The organism is Flavobacterium defluvii, from assembly GCF_900129555.1.
GTDB classification, from domain to species: Bacteria; Bacteroidota; Bacteroidia; order Flavobacteriales; family Flavobacteriaceae; genus Flavobacterium; species Flavobacterium defluvii.
Genome location: NZ_FQWC01000006.1, coordinates 1 through 23149 on the forward strand (window position 1 = coordinate 1; position 23149 = coordinate 23149).

Sequence of the window (23149 nt, forward strand, 5' to 3'; positions counted from 1 at the left end):
AATTTATCGGTCCATACAATTTTCTCAACCAGCCAGGGTTTATTGATTCTCGTTAATTTTGAAGATGCTTCTTTATCCAAAACAAAAACAGCATTGTCATGTTCCTGTAAAAAAGAAGCCGGAACTCGGTTGGTTACTTCGTCTTCGACTGATTTTTTTACAATATTGGCTTTTCCTTCTCCCCAAGCCAATAGAATAACTCTTTTGGCTTCCATAATTTTCTTTACTCCAAGCGTAATAGCCGTTCTTGGCGTATTATTCAAACCAAAGAAATCTTTGCTTGCCGCAACTCTTGTAATATGATCTAAAGCTACTAATCTGGTTTTTGAGTTTTGAAGTGAACCTGATTCATTAAAACCAATATGTCCGTTTCCGCCGATTCCCAGAATCTGAAGATCGATTCCGCCCAAAGCTTCGATTTTTGCTTCATATTCGTGGCAGTAATCCGCGATTTGTTCTTTGGTTAAAAGTCCGTCGGGAATATGGTAGTTTTCAGGTAAAATATCGACGTGGTCAAACAAAAGTTCTTTCATAAAACGAACGTAACTGTTGATTGAGTTGGGTTCCATTGGGTAATATTCGTCAAGGTTGAAGCTGATTACGTTTTTAAAACTCAATCCTTCTTCTTTATGAAGTCTTACCAATTCCGCATACAATCCTTTGGGAGATGAACCTGTTGCCAGACCTAAAATACAAGGGTTGTTTTCGTTTTGTTTCGATTGAATTAAAGCTGCAATTTCCTGTGCAACGGCTTTTGAAGCTTCTGTTGAATTTTCAAAAACAACAGTATTGATGTTTTCGAATCGCTTTTCGAAACCTGTTGCTTTGTCTATTTTACTTTTTAACATGATATAGTTTTTTTTTATTTTTCAGAATTACAAAATCGGCTAAAAAGCCAAAAAAAGTTTATTTTTTTGTCGCAAAAAAGCAGGTCAAAACCCAGCTAAAACAATAGCAGTCAATACCATATAAAGATAAAACCTTTATAAATGGAATACAATAAAATTTAAATTATTGATTTGGAGCAGATTTGGAATATTGTTTTGCCTCACGTAGAAAATTCCAAATATTGAAAAGTGAATCTCGTTTCACTTAAAATTGATTGCATTATTTTTGCATAAAAATGCGTATTTTTTGCAAGACAAAGATACTTCATTATATGCTGAAGAACCAAAAAATGATATGAATATTTTGTTAATTTTTTAAATTCTAACGAATCCATAAAAAAAGCCGCCAACACTGGCAGCTTTTAGATATATCGTAAAAAAAATTATTTCCAATTAAAGGTTACATTTTTTTCAATTTCGGAACTTAAGCTTAAAAACACAGGACAAGTCATTGCAGCTCGTTCTAGTATGGTTTTACTTTTTTCATCGGCATTACTTTTTAGTTCAAAAACCACTTCGATTGTGCCAATTCTGCGCGGTTCAGCATGCATGATTTTTGTTACTTCTGCAGTCGAACCTACTAAATCTACGTTTAAATCACGGGCTTTTATTCCCATAATGGTAAACATACAGCTTGCTAAAGCATTGGCAACGGTATCGGTTGGAGAAAAAGCTTCGCCTTTTCCGTTATTATCAAGCGGTGCATCAGATATGATTTCACTTCCTGATTGTATATGTATTGAACTAGTTCTTAAATCCCCTAAGTATGTTACTTTTGATGTCATTAATTTGCTTCTTTTAAAGTTAAGTCTGAATCGTAATATAAAATGTAGACACCTTTGTTTGCGTGTCCGCCATCTTCTTTTTTATAAAACTGAAATTTATTATCAACTTGCTGCGTTGTCATTAAATCAGCTGTTTCCTGATATGTTTTTCCCTGAACCAAACGCATCATAGTATCAAAAGTAACGTCAAACCCTCGTGTTGCATAGGTATTTGGATAAGCTTTGTTTTTCAATTTATATTCTTTTTTGAAAATCGAAACGTTTTGGTCGTCACTATCACGCGTAACTGAAGGGTACATTAATTTTAGCTGTACTAAATTATCAAAATTAATCTCATCGGTATCAAGTGTGCTGTTTGGCTCTAAAATTACCAGCTGTACCTGACATGTTTTTTGAGAATCAATCAAGGCTTTAATTACGGTTTTAATCATTGCTGTATTTCCCGTTTCCATGACAACATAATTTAAGCGTGTAGGCAATAATAAGCTTTTTAAATTAGCGACATCTAAACCGCCCGCCTCTGTTAAGCCGGCAAAAACAACTCCTTTTTGGTTTTGTTTAATATAGTTGATAACCGATTCTTTTTTCTTGTCTACAACAGCCACAATATTTCCGTTTTTGGCTCTCATATAATCAAAAATTGCATTTCGAACCACATCGTTTGATGGTATGGTCTGATATAAATTATCGATAGGATTTGCCACATCTTTTGACAATGGCGAGATTACCGGAACATTGTACAAACGAAGTGAATTTGCTGTAGACTCGGCATTGTTTTGGTAAAACGGCCCTACAACTGCATCTGCTTCCTGCAATTTATTTTGTGCAATTAAACTTGAAATATTTGATGTTGTTTTTGTTTCCTGTGAGTCATAAATCGAAACATCAATTGGTAATTTTAATGTTTTAGCCGAATCAATCGCCATCATAGCACCTGAATAAAAATCCAGCGTCATGTTTAAAAATTTATCCGTTTTTAAACGTGCAGCCATGCCGGTTGTGTCGCTTTGCAACTTTGCTAAGTTAAAAGGAAGCAATAAAACTACTTTTTTACGTTCGTTTTGACCTCTTTTCTTAGTTAGTTCTACAACTTCAGGATCTGCAGAAACAGTTTCAGATTTTACCTTATCCACAATCTTAATTCCTCCGCCGCTGCTTTCAACAGTTTTTTCAGCCGGTTTTTCTACAGAAGTCTGCACCGCTTTCTCTGCAGGCTGAGATTGTGCTACAATTGGAGCAGGAGCTACATATCCCGTAGGAACTTTTAAAACCATTCCTTCTTTTACACCTTCTGAAAGTGATGGATTTAATTCAACTAATTCTTCCTGAGTTAAATGAAAAACCCTTCCTAAACTATAAAAAGTTTCTTTTGGTTTTACCTGATAATCCATATAAGTAACTGCCTTTTTAAATTCAGCAGGTTTTTTAGTTTCCTCAGGTTTTGAGACAGCAGCTGATGTTGTTGTTTCAATTTTAGGTGCAGTTCCTTTTATTGTTAATCGATATCCAACTGGCAAATTGGCAACAATATCAGGGTTTCTCTTTTCCAATTCTTCAATTGAAATTCCGTATTGTTTCGCAATACCAAATTTAGTTTCCTTTGGCTGAACGTCATGGTAAACGTATTTTTCGGCTCCTTTTTGTTTCTTCTCAGCAGCTGCGGCTTTTGGTGCAGAACCTTTTGCCGGAATTGTCAATGTTTGTCCTGGCTGTAAACCGTCTGTAACCAAAAAAGGATTTGCTGCTTTTAAAGCTTCATCACTAATATCATATTTTTTTTCAATGCCATACAAAGTTTCTTTTGGCTGTACTTCGTGCGTAACTACTTTTGAATTACCTGATTTTGCAGCAGTTTCTTTTTTATCTGTATTTTTTCCTGTCGGGATCAGCAAAACGGTATTTGGTTTTACGCCATTTCTTGCGTCCGGATTTAATTCGTAGATATCAAAAGGCGTTACCTTAAATTTTTGAGCAATCTGGTTAACCGTTTCTCCGCTTGAAACCGTATATTTTACTACTTTTCCTTGCGAAAAAGCAGAGCAGGTCACAAAAAAAACAAGTAAAAATAATGTTGAATAATATTTCATAAATAAGACTTAAACAATTTTAATTTTAATTCAAAAATAAGATACTAATTTCTCTCATACAAGATTCACGCCATTTGCCAATTCATCTAAAAAAATTATCGAAGATCAACTTCTAATTTCGCAATTATGATGTTCTTATATAACTCATCTTCTTCTTTTTTCTTGCATTGATACATAACTTCTTCCATATTTTGGAATCTATCTGAATAAACGTAATAAGAAAGACTATTTACATTAAAGAAAAAACTAGCGTTAAAATCCCCTGAATCAATTAGTTTCATAATCAGCTTATCTCTTGGCGCTGCGTCTGTAAATATACCTAAAACTAAGTAATAGCCATTTGAAACTTCTTTAAGATTATCATAAACTTCTATGTTTATATTTTTTTCATTTTTAAATGGGTTTTCCCTAAGCTCTCGGCGCATTTCTTCTAATGAAATTGTTTTTGAGTTTTCTGCAGAACCTGATTTTTTAATAGCTTCATCCTGATACTTTTTCAATTTAACCAAAGCCAGTTTATCATCAAATTTTCTGGCTTCCATACTATAATAAGAAGCTTTACTAATGTGACGTTTTACCTCAATTTGTTTTTGAGTGTCAAGCGAATCTATCTTAGCAATTAAGGATTGATTTTTGGCATCGCTTTCTTCCTGCTCTATTTTGTAACGTTTAATTTCTTCTAAAGAAAGTCTTTGCTGAATCGAAGTAACGTTATTATTTTTTTCGCTTTCGCGGATTTTCTTCTTGTATTCCTGATTTTCCTCAACGGCAATTTTTTCAACTTTATTCATCAATCCCGCGTAGGCTTTACGATTTTCTGCAAGCTCTTTTTTCAATTGAGAAGATAATTCGCTTGTTTTTCCAATACTTTCGTACGATTGTTTTTCCAAACGTTTTGACTCTTCAACATTCAAAACATCCATTCGTTTTAACTCAACTAAATCATCATTCATTGTATTTACTAATGAATCCAGTTTTGCCATTAAAATATCCTGAACATTTTTATTAGCTTCTAAAACCAATCGAAGCTTTTCTACCGAATTCTCTTTTGAACCGTTCATCTCATTTAAATTAACTTTCAAATCATTAATTTTTATGATTTTCTGATTCATTTCTTTTTGAATAACCAATCTGTCCTTTAAATCTTCAATTTCAACCGTTTTGGCTTTTGTTTTTTCGACAACAACTTGTTTTTCGGCAAGAGCCAGCATTAATTCTTCGCTTTCGTTAGCTGGTTTTATTTCTTTTGTATTGATTGCTAGTTTATTACCAACTATTAATCCGTTTACAATTTCCGGATTTTGAGATTCCAGCTGCTCGATTGTGATGCCGTATTTTTTAGAAATCGAAAATTTAGTTTCTTTTGGCTCAACTACATGAAAAACAGTTTCCTGATTAATAACGCGAATTCTTCCGTCCAGCGTTTTTCTTTTATTTGGAATTGAAATGGTCTGGCCAATCTGCAAACCGTTAATCAAAATATCTTTGTTGAGATTTTCTAAATCCTGAACCGAAACATTGTATTGTCTGGCAATACTAAACAAAGATTCTTTGGCAGCAACTAAATGGGTTGTTTTTGAAGAAGATGTATTTTCTGTTTTCGGAAGATTTAAAACCTGCGGAATAATTAACTCCTGACCAACCTGAAGTCCGTTTGCCAGAATTGGGTTTGCATTTTGAAGAACTTCAACCGTAACATTATATTTTTTTGATAAACCGTATAATGTTTCTTTTTCAGCAACAATGTGAATATTTTGCTGATCCTGATTTATTTTTTGTGGAGAATGAACCGGAATCTTAATAATTTGGTTGTCTTTGATTCCGTTTTGCGATTCGGGGTTGAGTTTGTAGATTTCATCTACAGAAACCTTATACTTTTGGGCTATAAAATAAGCTGTTTCCCCTTTTTGAATTTTATGCTCAATAATTGAATCTTGTGCAGTTATTTTGTTAAAAGACAAAACAAACACAAGAGAAATCGTTAAAAGTTCTCTCATAAATAGTAGGTTATAAAAAATTAAGGCCTTACAAATGTAAGACCTTAATTTTAAATTATGCTACTATTCCCACTCAATTGTTGCAGGTGGTTTTGAACTAATATCGTAAACTACACGATTCACGCCTTTTACCTTATTGATAATATCGTTTGAAACTTTCATCAGGAAGTCGTAAGGTAAGTGAACCCAGTCAGCAGTCATACCATCTGTTGATTCTACCGCTCTAAGCGCTACTACTTTTTCGTACGTACGCTCATCGCCCATAACACCAACGCTGTTTACCGGAAGCAAAATTGCTCCAGCCTGCCAAACTTTATCATATAATCCCCAAGATTTTAATCCTTCGATAAAAACAGAATCAACGTCTTGTAAAATTCTAACTTTCTCTGGAGTAATGTCTCCTAAAATTCTAATTGATAATCCTGGTCCCGGGAAAGGGTGTCTTCCTAATAATTCAGGATCTATTCCTAAAGTAGCACCTACTCGTCGCACTTCGTCTTTGAAAAGCATTCTAAGCGGTTCTACAATTTTTAATTTCATATAATCTGGCAATCCACCAACGTTATGGTGCGATTTAATAGTTGCCGATGGTCCTTTTACAGATACAGACTCGATTACGTCTGGGTAAATAGTTCCTTGTGCCAGCCATTTTACGTCTTCTAATAAATGTGATTCATCATCAAAAACTTCGATAAATACACGACCAATTGTTTTACGTTTTGTTTCTGGATCGCTAATTCCTGCTAATTCGCCAAGGAAACGATCTCCTGCATCTACTCCTTTTACGTTTAATCCCATCCCTTTGTATTGGTTCAATACATTTTCGAATTCGTTTTTACGTAAAAGCCCGTTGTTAACGAAGATACAGTATAAGTTTTGTCCGATTGCTTTGTTTAATAAAACTGCTGCTACTGTAGAATCTACTCCTCCAGATAAACCAAGAACTACTTTATCGTTTCCTAGTTTTTCTTTTAATTCAGCCACCATTTCGTCAACGAAAGCATTTGGTGTAAAGTTTTGAGGAACTTCGGCAATTTTTACTAAGAAATTCTCTAACATTTTTTTTCCATCTGTTGAATGGTAAACCTCTGGATGATATTGAATTGCATAAGTAGTTTCGCCTTCAATTTTGTAAGCTGCGTATTCTACATCATGTGTGCTTGCTAATTTTACAGCATTTGTTGGAAGCGCTTTGATACTATCGCTATGGCTCATCCAAACCTGACTGTTTTCTGAAACTCCTTCAAAGAAAGTTTCTCCTTCTTTAATATAAGACAAGTTGGCTCTTCCGTATTCTCTGGTATTTGAAGCTGCTACTTCACCTCCGCTGAAATGCGCTAAATACTGCGCTCCGTAACAAACGGCAAGCAAAGGCATTTTACCTCTAATTTGTGATAAATCAGGATGCGGTGCATCTTCTCCTCTTACTGAAAAAGGGCTTCCTCCTAAAATTACGGCTTTATAACTTGATAAATCACTTGGAATGTGATTGTAAGGAAAAATTTCGCAGAATATATTTAATTCGCGAACTCTACGCGCAATAAGTTGTGTATATTGCGATCCAAAATCTAAAATAAGTACGTTGTGTTGCATGCGCAAAAATACTTTTTATATTCGAAATTGAAAAATCGGAACAATGAAAAAAATATTTTTTTTTCATTGTTCCGATTTTTAGGTTCAAAGGTTCTGAGTTACAAAGCCTCAAAGTTTTTTTTCTTTGTGCCTTCAAACCTTTTAACTTTGACTAAAAAAAACAAATCCAAAAACTGAAAAATTTCGTATTTAACGAAAACACCAATTCAAAATTTAACTATGAAACTAAAATTTATTGCCCTGACTGCTTTTTTGTCAATCCTTTTGACTTCTTGTGATGCAGTAGATGATTTATTAACTTTTAATATTTCAAACGAAGCTTCAATTAAAATCAAAAGCACATCACCGCTTAACCTACCTACGGAAATAATCACTCCGGAAGTTACAACCAATTCCTCGGCTGAGTTTGAAAACAATAAAACTAAAGCTAGTTTGGTAAAAGATGTAAAAATCAGATCGCTAAAAATATCTATTTCTGATCCTTCTGATAAAACTTTTACATTTTTAAAATCGATACACTTGTTTATTTCTACAACAGATTCTGATGAAATTGAATTAGCGTATCAGGATAACATTAATACATCAAGCAATATGATTGATTTGGTTTGCACCGATAAAAAACTAGACCAATATATTAAAGCTGATAAATATAAAATCAGAACTCAGGTTACGCTTAAAGAAACGCTTACGCAAGATGTAACGGTAAAAGCAGATATGAAGTTTAAGGTCACAGCGGATCCTTTTTAATCTGAGGTTCTAAGGTGCTGAGTTGCTAAGGTTCTAAGTTTTTTTAGAATCTTAATTTAAAATGATAAGGTTCTAAGAGGCTGAGTAAAAACTTAGCATCTTAGAACCTTAGTATCTTAGTACCTCTAAAAAAAATTACTCTTTCGTAACAATAATTGTCGCTCTAAATCCTGCGGCAAGATTGTTCCAATAATCATTTGTAACTAATTGTCCTTTATCGTCATAAACTCTGATTTCGGCAGTATTTCCGCCTAAAGCGCCAATATTGAGAGCTTCAAAATCTAATTTATTAAACCCCTGAGTCAGGTTTATTTTTACATCTTTATAACTGGCATCTAACAGAATTCGTTCCTGAATTACAACATCATTTGATGAAACTTTTACCAAGTCGCCATCGATTGCTCCAAAATCGCGGAATTTTACAATAAAATATTCTGATTTGGTTTTAAAATCTCCCAGCGAAATATTTGATTTTACTAAGGTTCCTCTTCCTTCTTTTAAACCGGCATCTTTTAAAGCTTTATCCAGATCCTTTTCCATTTTATCCACATATTGATCGCCCGGATTGGCAAAATCGTTTTGCTGATACATAGAAAATTTACTTTTTTCTTGTCCTATCTGAAATTGTGATTTTGGAGTTATTGTCGTATTATCAAAAACATTTGGCGTTTTAATACTTGGAATATCAGCAGTTTCAGCTGCGGGATCTTTAACTTGTGGAATTGGTGTCTTTTTTTTCGTGCTAAACTTAGGTGCCGGAATTGGTTTGAATTTTGTTCCAAATTCAGTTTGTGCTGAAACACTTACAGCGGCAAAAAACAGTATGAAAAATAAAATATGCTTCATTGAAAAGTTATTATCGAATCGGCTTAAAAATCTTTATAGAACTCAGGTTAGCATCACAAAAATAGGATAAATAAGTTTGGCTCGGCAACTTTAAGAGTATTATAACAATATATTAGGCTAATTTTTGCAAATCAAAAAACCTGCCAATTATTCCTTATATAAATAAAATAATTTGTGAATTTAAAATTCCTAAATCCAGAATCAATAAAAAAACAGATGCGATTTTTTATTTAAAACTAACTCAGCATTTTGATTCTTAACAACTTATTCTTAACTTCAAGATCTAAATTTATTTATCTTAAAATTTATTAAAGATGGATTACATTGATTATTATAAAATATTAGATGTTACGAAATCGGCTACCGAGGCCGAGATTAAAAAAGCATATAGAAAACTCGCCAGAAAATATCATCCCGATTTGAATCCGAATGATAAAGAAGCTGAGAAAAAATTCAAGGAAATTAACGAAGCAAATGAGGTTTTAAGCAATGCCGAAAATCGTAAAAAATACGACAAATACGGGAAAGACTGGAAACATGCCGATGAATTTGAAAAAGCAGGTTACGATCCTAATCAGCAACAATATTCAAGACAGCAAAGCAGCAGCCAGGATTTTTCTGGTTTTGGCGGCGATTTCTCAGGAAGCGATTTTTCTGATTTTTTCAATTCAATGTACGGTTCAGGGCGAAGCAGCCGAAGCCAGGCTAAATACAGAGGACAGGATTTTAATGCTGAACTTCAATTAGATCTAACTTCGGCATATACTACTCACAAACAGAATTTAACCGTAAATGGTAAAAATATCCGAATTACAATTCCGGCGGGGGTCGAAAACGGTCAGGTTATTAAAATTTCCGGACATGGCGGCGCGGGTGTAAACGGCGGACCAAACGGTGATTTGTATATTACTTTTATTATTGAAAACAATTCTGATTTTAAAAGAGAAGGCAATAATTTATACTCAAATGTTGATCTTGATCTTTATACCGCGGTTTTGGGCGGAGAAATCAGCATTAAAACATTTGACGGAAAGGTAAAAATTAAGGTTCCTGCCGAAACGCAAACCGGAACAAAAGTTAAACTGAAAGGAAAAGGTTTTCCTGTTTATAAAAAAGAAAATCAGTTTGGTGATTTGTATGTAACGTACAATCTTAAAATACCAACTAAATTATCTCAAAAAGAAAAAGAATTGTTTGCAGAATTATCTAAACTTAGAAATCATGAGTAGCAAAAACTTAATCCAAATAAAACAGTTTTGTTTGTATCACGAAATTGAAAATACTTTTATAACGGAACTTAATAATTATGGTTTAGTAGAAATTATTGTTGAAAAAAATGATGAATATCTGCAGCCGGAACAATTACCTTTAATAGAGAAAATGATTCGAATGCATTATGATCTCAATATCAATATGGAAGGAATTGATGCGATTTATCATTTGCTGAATAAAATTGAAGTTTTACAGCAGCATTTAACAAACACACAAAACAAACTCCGAATTTACGAGGAAAACAAAACAGAATAAGATTACAATCTTCTTTTAAAATATCACAAAAAAGAGAGATTTTCGGCGTGATTTCAACGTATTAAAATTCTTTTTACCAGGCTTATTTCATAAATTGCAGCGCATTAATTAACCCGAATTGTTTAAAAATTCTGCAGAAACAATTCAAAAAAAAACTCCAAAAAATGAAAAGAGAAAATATCTTAACAGGATCGCCGTGGGAAGACAAAATGGGATACTGCCGCGCTGTAAGAATTGGTAATATCATTGAAGTTTCGGGGACTGTGGCAATTGTTGACGGCGATAAAGTAAAAGCCGATGATGCTTATGCACAGACCTATAATATTATTGAACGTGTTGAAAAAGTGCTGGAAGATTTAAACGTTGGAATAAAAGACGTTATCAGAACCCGTATTTTTACAACCGATGTTTCTACATTCGAAGAAGTTGCAAGAGCCCATTCGGCATTTTTTAAAGATGTAAAACCAACAACAGGTTTCTACGAAATCAGCAAATTGGTTGCTCCTGAATATTTGGTAGAAATTGAATTTACAGCTGTTGTACAATAATTTTTCCAGTCACGAATTCACGAATTTAATTTTAGAATACAATGTAAAAAGATTGTATTGTTTAAATTTGTGAATTCGCGTCCAAAAAAACAGCTTCGTAAAAACACAAAATGAGTTTTCAAAACACAAAAAAAATCTTCTTTTCCATTCCGAAATGGATTATTATCTGTGCTTTAACAGGCATTCTTGCAGGATCAGCATCCGCTTTATTTCTTGTTTCTTTAGAATGGGTTACACAATTTAGAATTCAGCACGATTATATTATTTGGTTTTTGCCTTTCGGAGGATTTTTGGTTGGTGCGGGATATTACTATTGGGGAGAATCTGTCGTAAAAGGCAATAATTTACTACTCGAAGAATACGAAAAACCCAAAAAAATCATTCCTTTTAAAATGGCACCTTTGGTCCTTTTAGGAACATTATTAACGCATTTATTTGGAGGTTCTGCAGGACGCGAAGGCACAGCTGTACAAATGGGAGGCGCGATTGCCGATCAATTCACCAAGATTTTCAAATTAGATAATTTTGAGCGTAGAATTTTAATTATTTTAGGAATAAGCGCAGGTTTTGCTTCCGTTTTTGGAACTCCTTTAGCCGGTGCAATTTTTGCTTTAGAAGTTTTGTATTTCAGTAAAATCAGTTTCAAAAGCATTATACTTTCTTTTTTAGCAGCTTATGCCGCTTATTTTACTGTTGAATTTTGGCAGATAAAACATACGCATTACAGTGTTCCAGTTGTTCCGGAAATCAATTTCAACAACATTTTTTATACTTTATTAGTAGGGATTTTATCTGGATTTGCTGCTTTACTTTTTTCAAGAAGTACACATTTTTGGAGTTCATTTTTTTCAAAAAACATTAAATATCCCCCGCTCCGTCCAGTTATTGGCGGAATTGCTTTAGCCATTGCTATTGCAGGTTTCGGATTTACAAAATTCTCCGGATTAGGCGTTGCTGTTATTGTAGATTCTTTTTCAAATCCTTGTCAATGGTATGATTTTCTGCTTAAAATCTTATTTACAGGATTTACTTTAGGAGCCGGTTTTAAAGGCGGCGAAGTAACACCTTTATTTTTTGTCGGCGCTACTTTAGGAAGCGCTTTATCAATGTTTATTCCAATGCCCATTGCACTTTTAGCCGGAATTGGTTTTGTTGCTGTTTTTTCGGGGGCAACCCACACTCCTATCGCCTGCACAATTATGGGAATGGAATTATTCGGCATTCAGCCTGGAATTTTTATTGCCCTTGGATGTACAATTGCTTATTTTTCATCTGGTTCTGTTGGCATTTATAAATCACAGATTGTAAAAGGTGCTAAATATAAATTGTACCAAAAATTTCAGAAAAAAGAACTGGAACATTTGTAAAAAAAGCTAAGTTTAAAATTCTAAAATAAAAATCCGTTTAAATCAGCGCTTTCGCGAAAGCGAATCCGTATCATCCGTGTGCCAATCTCAAAGACTAAAAATATTTTCAGCATTACATTAAAAAAATGTAAATTCGCACACTATGAAAATACAAGATATTCAGGCAATTCAATTATTGCTTGCTGCTCCAAAGAAAATCGTAATAATTCCGCACAGAGGACCAGATGGTGACGCTATGGGTTCTACTCTAGCTTTATACCATTTTTTACTAAAAAACAATCATCAGCCAACGGTGATTGCACCAAATGATTTTCCTGATTTTCTGGCCTGGCTTCCAGGTTCAGAAACAGTAAAAATCTTCGAAAAAGACACCGAAAACTGCACTAAAATATTAGAAGATGCCGAGCTGATTTTTACACTCGACTTTAATGCATTTCATCGTACAGGTGAAATGGAGCATACTTTAGCAAAATTGACAGTTCCGTTTATAATGATCGATCATCATGAAAAACCGCATGATTATGCGGCCTATATGTATTCTGATACTTCATACGGATCGACTTGCGAAATGGTCTACAACTTTATTACTTTTTTAAATAAAAAAGAAGATATTGACAAAACCATTGCGACTTGTATTTACACAGGAATTTTAACCGATTCTGGTTCCTTTCGTTTTCCGGGAACTACAGGAAACACACATAGAATTATTGCCGAATTGATTGATTTAGGAGTTGAGAATACTCAAATTCCGGTTTTACTATACGATAATAGTTCTTTTAGTCGTTTGCAATTATTAGGACGTGCGCTTCAGAATATGAAAATTTTCGAAGAGCATAAGACTTCATATACTACTCTTACACAGGAAGAATTAGATTCGTTTAATTACGTAAAAGGCGATACCGAAGGAATTGTTAATTATGGTTTGAGTATAAGAGGAATTAATTTTACTGCTATCTTTATCGAAAATAAAGAAGAAAAAATCATTAAAATTTCTTTCCGTTCGCAAGGGGGATTTGATGTAAACCAATTTGCACGAGATCATTTTAACGGAGGCGGACATATAAACGCAGCCGGCGGAAGATCTGAAACTTCGATGGAAGAAACTGTTAAAAAGTTTGAAGATTTAGTAACTAAACTAAAATTATAGACCAATATGAACTACTTAAAACTTAGCATTTATTCACTGCTTTTTGCAGTTATATTGGCTGGCTGTAAACAGCACGAAGATATTAGAATGCCTATTTCCAGAGCATCGGGTACTTTTATGAAAAAATCGGCTGACAGAAACAAAAAGTTAGTTGCAAATGAAGAAGATGTTATCAAGAAAATCATCAAAAGTAATCCGAAAGTGAAATACTATGCTACTAAAAAGGGCTATTGGTTTACGTATGATGAAAAAAGCACAACAGAAACAGCAACTCCAAAAAAAGGAGATATTGCTTACTTCAATTTAGAAGTTAAAAGTATTGACGGAACTATCATTTATTCTGAATCTGATCTAGGACCTCAAACTTATTATGTAGACAAACAAGATATTATGATGGGATTGCGTGACGGAATCAAATACATGAAAAAAAATGAAACCGTGACTTTCTTGTTTCCATCTCATATAGCATATGGCTATCATGGAGATAACAAAAAAATTGGACCAAATCAATCGTTAATCTGTACGGTTACGCTTCGTAATTTTGTTCCGGATCCGGCACAAACTGCAACGGCTCCTGCAGCAGCACCCCAAACTGCAAAGCCTGCAGCTGTAAAACCTGTCGCTCAAACTAAAAAAGATACAATAAACCCATAAAAAACATTTCAAAAAATGAAAAAGAGTATTTTATTATTACTACTAGCCGTAAGTTCATTTTATTCATGTAAAGACGACCACAGTAATTTGCCTGATGGATTATATGCTGATATCGAAACTAATAAAGGACATATTATTGTTGAATTAGATTATAAAAAAGCTCCTGTAACTGTTGCAAACTTTGTGACCTTAGCAGAAGGAAAAAACGAATTTGTTGCGGATGAAAACTTAAAGAAAAAACCTTTTTATGATGGTTTAAAATTTCACAGAGTTATTGCAGATTTTATGATTCAGTCCGGAGATCCGCTTGGAACTGGTTCCGGAGATACTGGTTATAAATTTAAAGATGAATTTTCAGATTTAAAATTCGACAAAGCCGGTGTTTTGGCAATGGCAAATAACGGGCCCGGAACAAACAGCAGCCAATTTTTTATTACTCACGTAGAAACTCCTTGGTTAGATAATAAACATACCATTTTTGGGCACGTTGTTGAGAAAGGACAAGAAGTTGTAAATAAAGTAGTTCAGGGCGATAATATTATTACAGTTACTATTATCAGAAACGGTGAAGCTGCTAAAAAGTTTGATGCAGTAAAAGTATTCCATGATTATTTTGCAGATATCGCCAAAGAAAAAAGTAAATATGCAGGAGCTCAAAAAGAAAAAGTAGATTTCTACGCTTCTATTAGACCAAAAGCTACCAAAACTTCAACTGGTTTAGAATATGTTATTACAGAAAAAGGTTCTGGAAAAAAGCCTGCAACTGGAGCTCAGGTTTATATTCACTATGCTGGTTTCTTAGAAGACGGAACCTTATTTGATTCAAGCATTGAAGAAGTAAATAAAACTTTTGGAAAATTTGATGCTGCAAGAGCAGAACAGCATGGATATCAGCCAATTCCTTTTCAGGCTGGCCGTAAAGATGGTTTAATTCCCGGATTTATTGAAGGAATCGAAAAACTTTCGTTTGGAGACAAAGCAGTTCTTTTTATTCCATCACATTTAGCATATGGAGCAACTGGAGCCGGTGGAGTTATTCCGCCAAATGCAAACATTATTTTTGAAGTTCAGTTGTTAGAGAAACCATAATTATTTTTATAATTAAATTCTTATAATTAGTTTTACAGACTTAAACTCAAAACACAATGAAATTCAAATTTCTATTATTATTCTGTCTGGCTGTATTAAACATTCAGGCACAAACAAAAAAAACTGCTGCAAAGCCAGCAACTGCAAAAACTGCTGTTGCAGCAAAAGCAGTAAATCCGGCTGAAGGTATTTTTGCTACTATTTCGACAACAAAAGGAGACATAGTTGTTTCTTTAGAATATGTAAAAGCACCTGTAACAGTTGCGAATTTTATTACTTTGGCAGAAGGAAAAAATCCTTATGTAAAAGTAGAAAGACTTAAAGGTAAGCCATTTTATGATGGTTTAAAATTTCACAGAGTTATCAATGATTTTATGATTCAGGGCGGCGATCCTGACGGAAATGGTTCCGGAGGTCCAGGATATTCGTTTAAAGATGAGTTTGTTGAAGAATTAAAGTTTGAAAAAGGCGGCGTTTTGGCAATGGCAAATTCAGGTCCTGCAACAAACGGAAGCCAGTTTTTCATTACACATAAAGATACACCCTGGTTAAACGGAAAACATACAATCTTTGGTCATGTAGTTTCTGGAATGGACAATGTAAATAAAATTGTTCAGGATGATATTATGACAAAAATCACCATTACCCGTAAAGGCGCGGCTGCTAAAAAATTTGATGCTGTAAAAGTATTTAGCGATGAATTAAAAAAACTAGAAGCTAAAAAAGAAGAAGCTAAAAAGGTGGCAACTGAAAAAGCAGCTTATTTTACAGCAACTAAAGCAAAAGCTACAACAACTGCATCTGGTTTAAAGTATGTTATTACTAAAAACGGAAGCGGTGTAAAAGGTGCTGATGGTTCTACAATTTATTTTCATTACGCAGGATATTTTGAAGACGGAAACCTTTTTGACAGCAGTATTCCAGATGTAGCAAAAGCATACGGAAAATATGATGCAAACAGAGATGCGCAAGGCGGTTACAAAGCTTTTCCTTTTACTGTTGGTAAAAAAGACGGTATGATTCCCGGCTTTATCGAAGCACTTGATATGATGACTGACGGTGAAAAAGCAATTTTCTTTCTTCCTTCAAATTTAGCTTACGGGCCGCAAGGTGCGGGAGGAGTTATTCCGCCAAACGCTACTTTGATTTTTGAAATTGAAACCTATCAAAATCAACCTAAATAATAAATTAAGTTTCTGAAAAAATAAAAAAAAGCCATCAATTGATGGCTTTTTTTTATGCTTCATATTATTAAATTATCAAATATCTGTATTGTTAAAAACCTCAAATAGCTATAATGACAACGTTTGTGTTTGTTTTCTATTAATTCTTAAACAAAATAGCTTACCTTTGCCGGCTTAATTTTTTTAAAATATACAATCAAAATGTCACAAAATAACGTATTAAAAGGAGTGTTTTTAGTTGCTTTAGGAGCTACAACTTACGGAATGTTAGCTACTTTCGTAAAAATGGCATATGCAGAAGGGTACACTACGGCAGAAGTAACAACATCTCAGTTTGTACTAGGAATTATTGGTGTTTTGATTATAAATGCTTTTCAAAAAATAAAAAATAAAGATAAGGTAGTAAAAGCTTCTTCAAAAAATATTGCCAGTTTAATGCTTGCCGGAACTTCATTAGGAATGACCAGCTTATTTTATTATCTGGCGGTAAAATTTATTCCTGTTTCTATTGGAATTGTTTTATTAATGCAGACGGTTTGGATGGGTGTTTTGCTCGAAATGATTTTAGAGAAAAAACTGCCGTCAAAACAGAAGGTAATAGCTGTTTTTATTGTTCTTTTTGGAACTGTTTTAGCTACAAATATTATTAATTATGATATTGTATTAGACTGGAGAGGAATTGTTTGGGGAATTCTGGCTGCTGCTTCATTTACAACCACAATGTTTACTGCCAATCGTGTAGCTGTTGGAATTTCTTCAGCTCAGCGCAGCTTATACATGCTTTTAGGAGGTGCTGTAATTGTTTTTACTTTCGGATTTTTTACACAGGTAACGCCTTTCAATTTGGCTATTTTCCTTAAATGGGGAATTGTTTTATCATTATTCGGAACTATAATCCCTCCTATCCTTATGAATTTAGGTTTTCCGTTAACTGGTATTGGTTTAGGAAGTATCGTTTCTGCCCTGGAGCTTCCGGTTTCTGTAATGATGGCTTTTGTACTTTTGAATGAAACAGTGATACTTTCTCAATGGATTGGAATTGTTCTTATCATTCTGGCAATCATTATTATGAATGTAAATTTTAAACGTAAAATTTAAGATTTTTTGCGTGTTATTAAAAAAACATGCCTTGTAATGCAATAAGTGTTAATTTTTTTATAATTTCGTTATAAATAATTAATTATCATGAACTTACCCTGGCATTTATATTTAATGGCAATCCTGTATATACTTGCCGGATTCAATCATTTTCGTAAACCCGGAATGTATATCAAAATCATTCCTCCATTTTTTAAAAATCCCAAAATTATAAATATACTAAGCGGAATTGCCGAAATCGTATTAGGCATTCTGCTAATGTTTACCCTTACAACACAATATGCCGCATGGGGAATTATTGCTTTGTTAATTGCAATATTTCCTGCCAATTTATATATGTTTCAAAATAAAAAAGCGAGTTTTGGTTTACCAAAATGGATTTTATTTGTACGTTTGCCCTTACAAATTGTTTTGATTTTTTGGGCATACCAATATACCCTTTAACAATCAAATCTATTAATCTAAATTTATTTTATTATGAAAAAATTGTTTGCAGAGTTCTTCGGAACTTATTGGCTGGTTTTTGGTGGTTGTGGAAGCGCAATTTTTGCTGCAGCTTATCCTGAATTAGGGATTGGTTTTGCTGGTGTCGCTTTAGCATTTGGTTTAACTGTTTTAACAATGGCTTATGCTGTTGGACATATTTCGGGCGGGCATTTTAATCCGGCTGTTTCTTTTGGTTTATGGGCTGGCGGAAGATTTCCTGCCAAAGATCTTATTCCGTATATCATTGCACAATGTATAGGAGCAATAGCGGCTGCAGGGACTTTATATACTATAGCATCAGGAAAAGCTGGTTTTGTAATTGATAATACAAAAGCCGGGGCATTTGCATCTAATGGCTTTGGTGCTTTTTCTCCTGATGGTTATTCATTACAGGCAGCTTTTATTGCTGAAGTTGTACTTACTTTGTTTTTCTTATTAATCATTTTAGGAAGTACAGATAAATGTGCAAACACTAATTTCTGCGGCATTGCAATTGGTTTAGGATTAACTTTAATTCACTTAATAAGTATTCCAATTACAAATACATCTGTAAATCCTGCACGATCATTATCTCAGGCAATTTTTGCAGGCGGAGAACCGCTTTCACAGGTTTGGCTGTTTTGGGTTGCGCCAATTTTAGGTGCTGTTGCAGCTGGATTTATTTATAAAACCCTTTTACAAAAAAACGAAGACGAGTCTGCTAACTAATTAATTCATAACATATGAGCTTTATATATTTTTTACTTATTGGTGCAATTTCCGGCTGGCTTGCCGGTCAAATCTGGAAAGGTGCAGGTTTTGGATTAATTGGTAACATTATCGTTGGAATTCTTGGCGGTATCTTTGGCGGATGGTTAGCCGCTAAATTAGGAATTGGCGGCGGCGGACTTTTATGGCAGATCATTATTGCCGTAGGAGGTGCATGGATTTTATTATTCCTTATTAGTTTGATTAAGAAAGCATAAAAATATTTTGCCAATTTTAAAATTTAAAGAGAAAATCAAATATATTTATATTTAGGTTTTCTCTTTTTCTTTAGATAAAATCGAAAAAAGAGAATTCATTTCAACTCAAATCTAATAGATTATGAACGAAATTATTTCTTACTTCAGTACGATTCCGTCTTCTCACCGGAGTTTAATTTTAGTGGGAGGAATTACTCTTTTCTGGGTAATCGAGAATACTTTCCCTCTATTTCAAATGCAGTATCGAAAATGGCATCACGCCGGAATCAATATTTTCTTTACCATTACGACCATTATTGTCAATTTTATTCTGGCTTTTATTTTGATAAAAACTGCGAGCTGGACAACTGAAAATAATTTCGGAATCCTGCAGTGGCTTCCGGAGATTCCAGTTTGGCTTTACACCATCATCGGATTACTTTTACTCGATTTAATTGGTGCTTATTTAGTTCATTTTGTAGAACATAAAGTAAAGTTTTTGTGGCGTTTTCACATTATTCACCATACCGATACATGGATTGATACGACAACGGCAAACAGGCATCATCCGGGCGAAAGTGTAATTAGGTTTATATTTACAACACTTGGCGTTTTGATAGTAGGAAGCCCTATGTGGATGGTTTTTCTATATCAATCGCTATCTGTGATTTTTTCACAATTTAATCACGCAAATATTTCCCTACCAAATAAACTAGATGTATTGCTAAGTTATTTTATTGTTTCTCCAAACATGCACAAGGTACATCATCATTATGTACTTCCATATACAGACAGCAATTATGGTAATATATTTTCTGTTTGGGATCGCATTTTTGGAACTTTTACTTCGCTGCCAAAAGATCAGCTGATTTATGGCGTAGATACACATATGCTTCCCGAAGAAAACAATAAATTAAAAAATTTGCTGCAAATTCCGTTTCAAAAATCAAGATCTGCAAAAAACACCAAAAATCAATAAAAAAAATATAGCCAGACAGAACAACTAATTATTTTTTTTATTAATATTGATATATAAAATGAAAATCAATCTATTAATCATTAACCCTCTATTTTGAATTAATTTTCACGAGATGAAAAAGAGTAACCGCAAAGAGTTGAATTGGGAACAAACGGAAAGACTAGTTTCGTTAGCCTTAGAAGAAAGAAATCCATTTGAAATTATAAAAAAAGAATTTGGATTGGCAGAAAAAGAAGTTCTTGAAATCATGAAAAAGAAAATGCCTCTTGAAAAATTTGAGATGTGGAAAAAGAAGGCTATTGCAAATAAACCTAAACCTAAACCAATTAAAATTGATGATTTTGACGAAGACCTTGATGGAAAATATTATATAAAAAATAAATTAGACTAAGATCGAGACTCCTGATTTTCAGGAGTTTTTTTTATATTTTTAAATTATTGTAACTTTTTTGTGATTTTTAAGTCAAATACATATAACTAAACAATATCAAATGAAAAAAATACTTTACACCTTAGCTCTTGCAGTTACGTTTTGGAGCTGTAAAACGGGTAGTTCTTCAGTTTCTGAAAAAAATGTCGTAGACGTTAACATTAATCTTGTTGATGTAAAAGACGATAAGGTCCTGGTTACAGTAACACCTCCGCCAATTAAAACAGATGAAATCATCTACAGTATTCCAAAAACGGTTCCCGGAACATATTCTACTGATAACTACGGAAAATATTCGGAGGATTTTAAAGCTTATGATGCTAAAGGAAATGCTTTAACTGTAAACAGACTTGGCGATAATTCATGGTCAATTTCTAATGCTAAAGCGTTAAAAAAGATCACTTATTTAGTTAATGATACTTTTGACACTGAAAAAGGAACTGGTTTTGGTAATGATGATGTTTTCTCACCTGCAGGAACAAATATTAAAGCCGGAGAAAATTTCCTTGTAAATACACATGGTTTTGTTGGGTATTTTCAGGACAAATTAGAAGTTCCATACAAAGTTACGATTACACATCCTGAAACACTTTGGGGAGCAACTTCTATGACAGACGAAGACGCAAGCAAAACAAGCGATGTTTTTACAACGTCTCGTTACGCTGTTTTAGTTGAAAACCCAATTATGTATTCTAAACCGGATTATACTACTTTCAACGTAAACGGAATGGATATTTTAATTGCTGTTTATTCTCCAACAGGAAAATTTACTGCAGAAAGCATTACGCCGGAAATGAAAACAATGATGACGGCTCAAAAAAACTTTTTAGGCAAAGTAAATTCTAATAAAAAATATACTGTTTTATTGTACTTGTCAAGCATGGCAAAAGACGATGCACACGGATTTGGAGCTCTTGAACACCCAACTGCTACAACAGTTGTTCTTCCGGAATCTATGCCAAAAGAAAGACTGGTAGAATCAATGAAAGATGTTGTTTCTCATGAGTTTTTTCACATTGTAACGCCATTGACAGTTCACTCAAAAGAAATTCAGTATTTTGATTACAATGCGCCATTGATGTCTGAACATTTATGGATGTACGAAGGTGTAACTGAATACTTTGCTAATCTTTTCCAGATTAACCAAGGTTTAATTAACGAAGAAGAATTTTATACCCGTATTGCTGAAAAAATTGAACAGTCTAAAAAATTAGACGATACAATGTCATTTACTGTAATGAGTAAAAATGTATTGGAGCAGCCTTATAAAGATCAATACTTAAATGTATACCAAAAAGGTGCTTTAATTGGAATGTGTGTTGATATTATCATTAGAGAAAAAAGCAACGGAGAGAGAGGAATTCTTGATTTAATGCACAAATTATCATTAGAATATGGTGTTGAAAAACCATTTAACGATAATGAATTATTTGCTAAAATTACGCAATTAACGTATCCGGAAGTTGGAGATTTCTTAAACAAATATGTAGCAGGAACAACTCCAATTCCTTACGATTTTTATTTAGCTAAAGTGGGTGTTACAAAATCTACTGAAAAGAAAGCGGGTGCAGTTTTCATTAAAGGACAAACGCCTTACATTAAAGTTGATAAACAAACCAAAGAAATTTCTGTTCGCCCTGAGATTGAATTAAACGATTTCTTCAAAAACTTAAATTTAAAAGCAGGCGATATCATTGTATCTGTTAACGATAAAGCCTATTCTTTAGATAACATTTATGAGCTTATTGGTCAAAGTGAAAACTGGAAAGAAAATGATCCAATTACTTTAAAAATAAAACGTGACGGTAAAGAACAAACTATCAAAGGAACTGTAAAATTACCATTTGAAGAAACTGAAACTTTTAAAGCTACTGACGCTTCAAAAGAAAAACTTAGAAATGCATGGTTAAAAGGATAATCTTTTAATTATAATCATAAAAAAAACCGACAAGTGATTGTCGGTTTTTTTATTCTTTATGTTTGTCAGGCTGAGCGAAGTCGAAGTCCACTCAAGTCAAATCGACAATGCTAAGGGCTTCGACTTAGCGCAGCCTGCAATATTGTGTTTAAGATTCTAGTCCTTATTTCTTAACCGGAAACTTCCAGTCAAACTCATCTTTATTATTAATAATCGCTCCGATTTCGAATTTTACAACCTCATCAAATTCAGTTTGAAGGATAAACCAATTATCTTCGTTGAAGTAATTTTCAAAAGTATCAAAAGTTTCCTGATTGTATTTTGTAATTCCCTTTGCAGCAAAATCTTTCTTTACATCAGCAATTTTTCTTCCGATTATTTTGAAACCAAAAACTTCTAAATCAGCACTAGAAGCTACTAGATAACCCAATTTTAAATCTTCTTCTTCATAAAAAGTCAATCTGATTTTGTGTTTATTATAAACAAAAATCACATTATCATCTTCGTCTTTATAGTTTTTATCAGGTTTCCCAAAAACAGCTGTAACATCGTTCTGCTTCATTCCGAAAAGCAGTTTATCAATTCCTGATTTTAAATTTATTTTCATATTTGATTTTCTTTATTTGAAGTGCAAATTTCGGGAAGTTTTTTATTGTTCCGCCACGAATTCACGAATTTTCTCAAATTTAATTTTTTTCTTTTGTTCGGCTAAATTACCCTTTCTGTCAGGCTGAGCGAAGTCGAAGCTCTTTTCTTCGTAAAAGCCCTTCGACTTCGCTCAGGGTGACATTAGATTAACAAAAACCAGTGTAAGCCCACTTCACCAGTAAAATCCG

General features: G+C 33.5%; 23 protein-coding genes. 16 read left to right on the forward strand and 7 right to left on the reverse strand.

Annotated features, from left to right (window positions below; genetic code table 11):
• The 5 genes from nagB to guaA all read right to left on the reverse strand — a co-directional run.
• The coding region (gene nagB, locus BUC29_RS13620; RefSeq protein ID WP_073416735.1) for a glucosamine-6-phosphate deaminase at positions 1-848 on the reverse strand (848 nt) is incomplete at its 3' end.
• 422 nt (positions 849-1270) lie between these two features.
• Positions 1271-1672 (reverse strand): OsmC family protein, encoded by a 402-nt coding sequence (locus BUC29_RS13630; protein WP_073416737.1) that lies wholly within the window; start codon positions 1670-1672, stop codon positions 1271-1273.
• Positions 1672-3759, reverse strand: coding sequence for a PBP1 and LysM peptidoglycan-binding domain-containing protein (locus tag BUC29_RS13635; protein WP_073416738.1), 2088 nt, complete (start codon positions 3757-3759; stop codon positions 1672-1674). The genes BUC29_RS13630 and BUC29_RS13635 overlap by 1 nt, the downstream gene beginning before the upstream one ends.
• A 95-nt stretch (positions 3760-3854) precedes the next feature.
• Positions 3855-5756, reverse strand: coding sequence for a LysM peptidoglycan-binding domain-containing protein (locus tag BUC29_RS13640; protein WP_073416739.1), 1902 nt, complete (start codon positions 5754-5756; stop codon positions 3855-3857).
• Positions 5757-5819: 63 nt separating this feature from the next.
• Entirely contained in the window at positions 5820-7349 is a 1530-nt protein-coding gene (guaA, locus tag BUC29_RS13645) for a glutamine-hydrolyzing GMP synthase (RefSeq protein ID WP_008462460.1), read from the reverse strand.
• Positions 7350-7568: 219 nt separating this feature from the next.
• Here guaA and BUC29_RS13650 point away from each other — a divergent pair, with 219 nt between their 5' ends.
• On the forward strand, positions 7569-8096 hold the full coding sequence (locus BUC29_RS13650) for a hypothetical protein (RefSeq protein ID WP_073416740.1): 528 nt from the start codon (positions 7569-7571) through the stop codon (positions 8094-8096).
• Positions 8097-8231: 135 nt separating this feature from the next.
• Here the strand turns inward: BUC29_RS13650 and BUC29_RS13655 are convergent, their stop codons facing one another.
• A complete protein-coding gene (locus BUC29_RS13655; protein WP_073416741.1) occupies positions 8232-8942 on the reverse strand; it encodes a hypothetical protein in 711 nt (236 codons plus the stop codon).
• 314 nt (positions 8943-9256) lie between these two features.
• On the opposite strand from BUC29_RS13655, the gene BUC29_RS13660 reads away from it, so the two are divergent.
• From BUC29_RS13660 to BUC29_RS13730, 15 genes are all read left to right on the forward strand, one after another.
• Entirely contained in the window at positions 9257-10171 is a 915-nt protein-coding gene (locus tag BUC29_RS13660) for a DnaJ C-terminal domain-containing protein (protein ID WP_073416742.1), read from the forward strand.
• Complete coding sequence (locus tag BUC29_RS13665) at positions 10164-10469, forward strand: chaperone modulator CbpM (protein WP_084538653.1); 306 nt, start codon at positions 10164-10166, stop codon at positions 10467-10469. Before BUC29_RS13660 ends, BUC29_RS13665 begins: the two co-directional genes overlap by 8 nt.
• A gap of 164 nt (positions 10470-10633) precedes the next feature.
• Positions 10634-11017 (forward strand): RidA family protein, encoded by a 384-nt coding sequence (locus BUC29_RS13670; RefSeq protein WP_035648901.1) that lies wholly within the window; start codon positions 10634-10636, stop codon positions 11015-11017.
• A 110-nt stretch (positions 11018-11127) separates the two neighbouring features.
• Positions 11128-12384 carry a voltage-gated chloride channel family protein gene (locus tag BUC29_RS13675; protein WP_073416743.1) on the forward strand — a complete coding sequence of 419 codons (1257 nt, stop codon included), beginning with the start codon at positions 11128-11130 and terminating at the stop codon, positions 12382-12384.
• 142 nt (positions 12385-12526) lie between these two features.
• Positions 12527-13531: a DHH family phosphoesterase gene (locus BUC29_RS13680; protein ID WP_073416744.1), complete on the forward strand. Its 1005-nt coding sequence runs from the start codon at positions 12527-12529 to the stop codon at positions 13529-13531.
• Between the two features lie 6 nt (positions 13532-13537).
• Positions 13538-14185, forward strand: a complete 648-nt coding sequence (gldI, locus tag BUC29_RS13685; RefSeq protein WP_073416745.1) for a gliding motility-associated peptidyl-prolyl isomerase GldI — start codon at positions 13538-13540, stop codon at positions 14183-14185.
• Positions 14186-14200: 15 nt separating this feature from the next.
• Entirely contained in the window at positions 14201-15274 is a 1074-nt protein-coding gene (locus BUC29_RS13690; RefSeq protein ID WP_073416746.1) for a peptidylprolyl isomerase, read from the forward strand.
• A 56-nt stretch (positions 15275-15330) separates the two neighbouring features.
• Positions 15331-16458: a peptidylprolyl isomerase gene (locus BUC29_RS13695; protein WP_073416747.1), complete on the forward strand. Its 1128-nt coding sequence runs from the start codon at positions 15331-15333 to the stop codon at positions 16456-16458.
• 201 nt (positions 16459-16659) lie between these two features.
• Positions 16660-17556 (forward strand): EamA family transporter, encoded by an 897-nt coding sequence (locus BUC29_RS13700; RefSeq protein WP_073416748.1) that lies wholly within the window; start codon positions 16660-16662, stop codon positions 17554-17556.
• Positions 17557-17643: 87 nt separating this feature from the next.
• Positions 17644-18000 carry a DoxX family protein gene (locus tag BUC29_RS13705; RefSeq protein WP_073416749.1) on the forward strand — a complete coding sequence of 119 codons (357 nt, stop codon included), beginning with the start codon at positions 17644-17646 and terminating at the stop codon, positions 17998-18000.
• A 33-nt stretch (positions 18001-18033) separates the two neighbouring features.
• The gene (gene aqpZ, locus BUC29_RS13710) at positions 18034-18750 is read left to right on the forward strand and encodes an aquaporin Z (protein WP_073416750.1); all 717 of its coding nucleotides are present in this window, start codon (positions 18034-18036) and stop codon (positions 18748-18750) included.
• Positions 18751-18764: 14 nt separating this feature from the next.
• The gene (locus BUC29_RS13715; RefSeq protein WP_073416751.1) at positions 18765-19007 is read left to right on the forward strand and encodes a GlsB/YeaQ/YmgE family stress response membrane protein; all 243 of its coding nucleotides are present in this window, start codon (positions 18765-18767) and stop codon (positions 19005-19007) included.
• Between the two features lie 121 nt (positions 19008-19128).
• The gene (locus tag BUC29_RS13720) at positions 19129-19965 is read left to right on the forward strand and encodes a sterol desaturase family protein (RefSeq protein WP_073416752.1); all 837 of its coding nucleotides are present in this window, start codon (positions 19129-19131) and stop codon (positions 19963-19965) included.
• Between the two features lie 112 nt (positions 19966-20077).
• On the forward strand, positions 20078-20356 hold the full coding sequence (locus BUC29_RS13725) for a DUF2805 domain-containing protein (RefSeq protein WP_073416753.1): 279 nt from the start codon (positions 20078-20080) through the stop codon (positions 20354-20356).
• A gap of 100 nt (positions 20357-20456) precedes the next feature.
• Positions 20457-22313 carry a M61 family metallopeptidase gene (locus BUC29_RS13730; protein ID WP_073416754.1) on the forward strand — a complete coding sequence of 619 codons (1857 nt, stop codon included), beginning with the start codon at positions 20457-20459 and terminating at the stop codon, positions 22311-22313.
• Between the two features lie 163 nt (positions 22314-22476).
• On the opposite strand, the gene BUC29_RS13735 is transcribed toward BUC29_RS13730, so the two are convergent.
• The gene (locus tag BUC29_RS13735; protein ID WP_073416755.1) at positions 22477-22920 is read right to left on the reverse strand and encodes a hypothetical protein; all 444 of its coding nucleotides are present in this window, start codon (positions 22918-22920) and stop codon (positions 22477-22479) included.
• Positions 22921-23149: the final 229 nt, after the last annotated feature.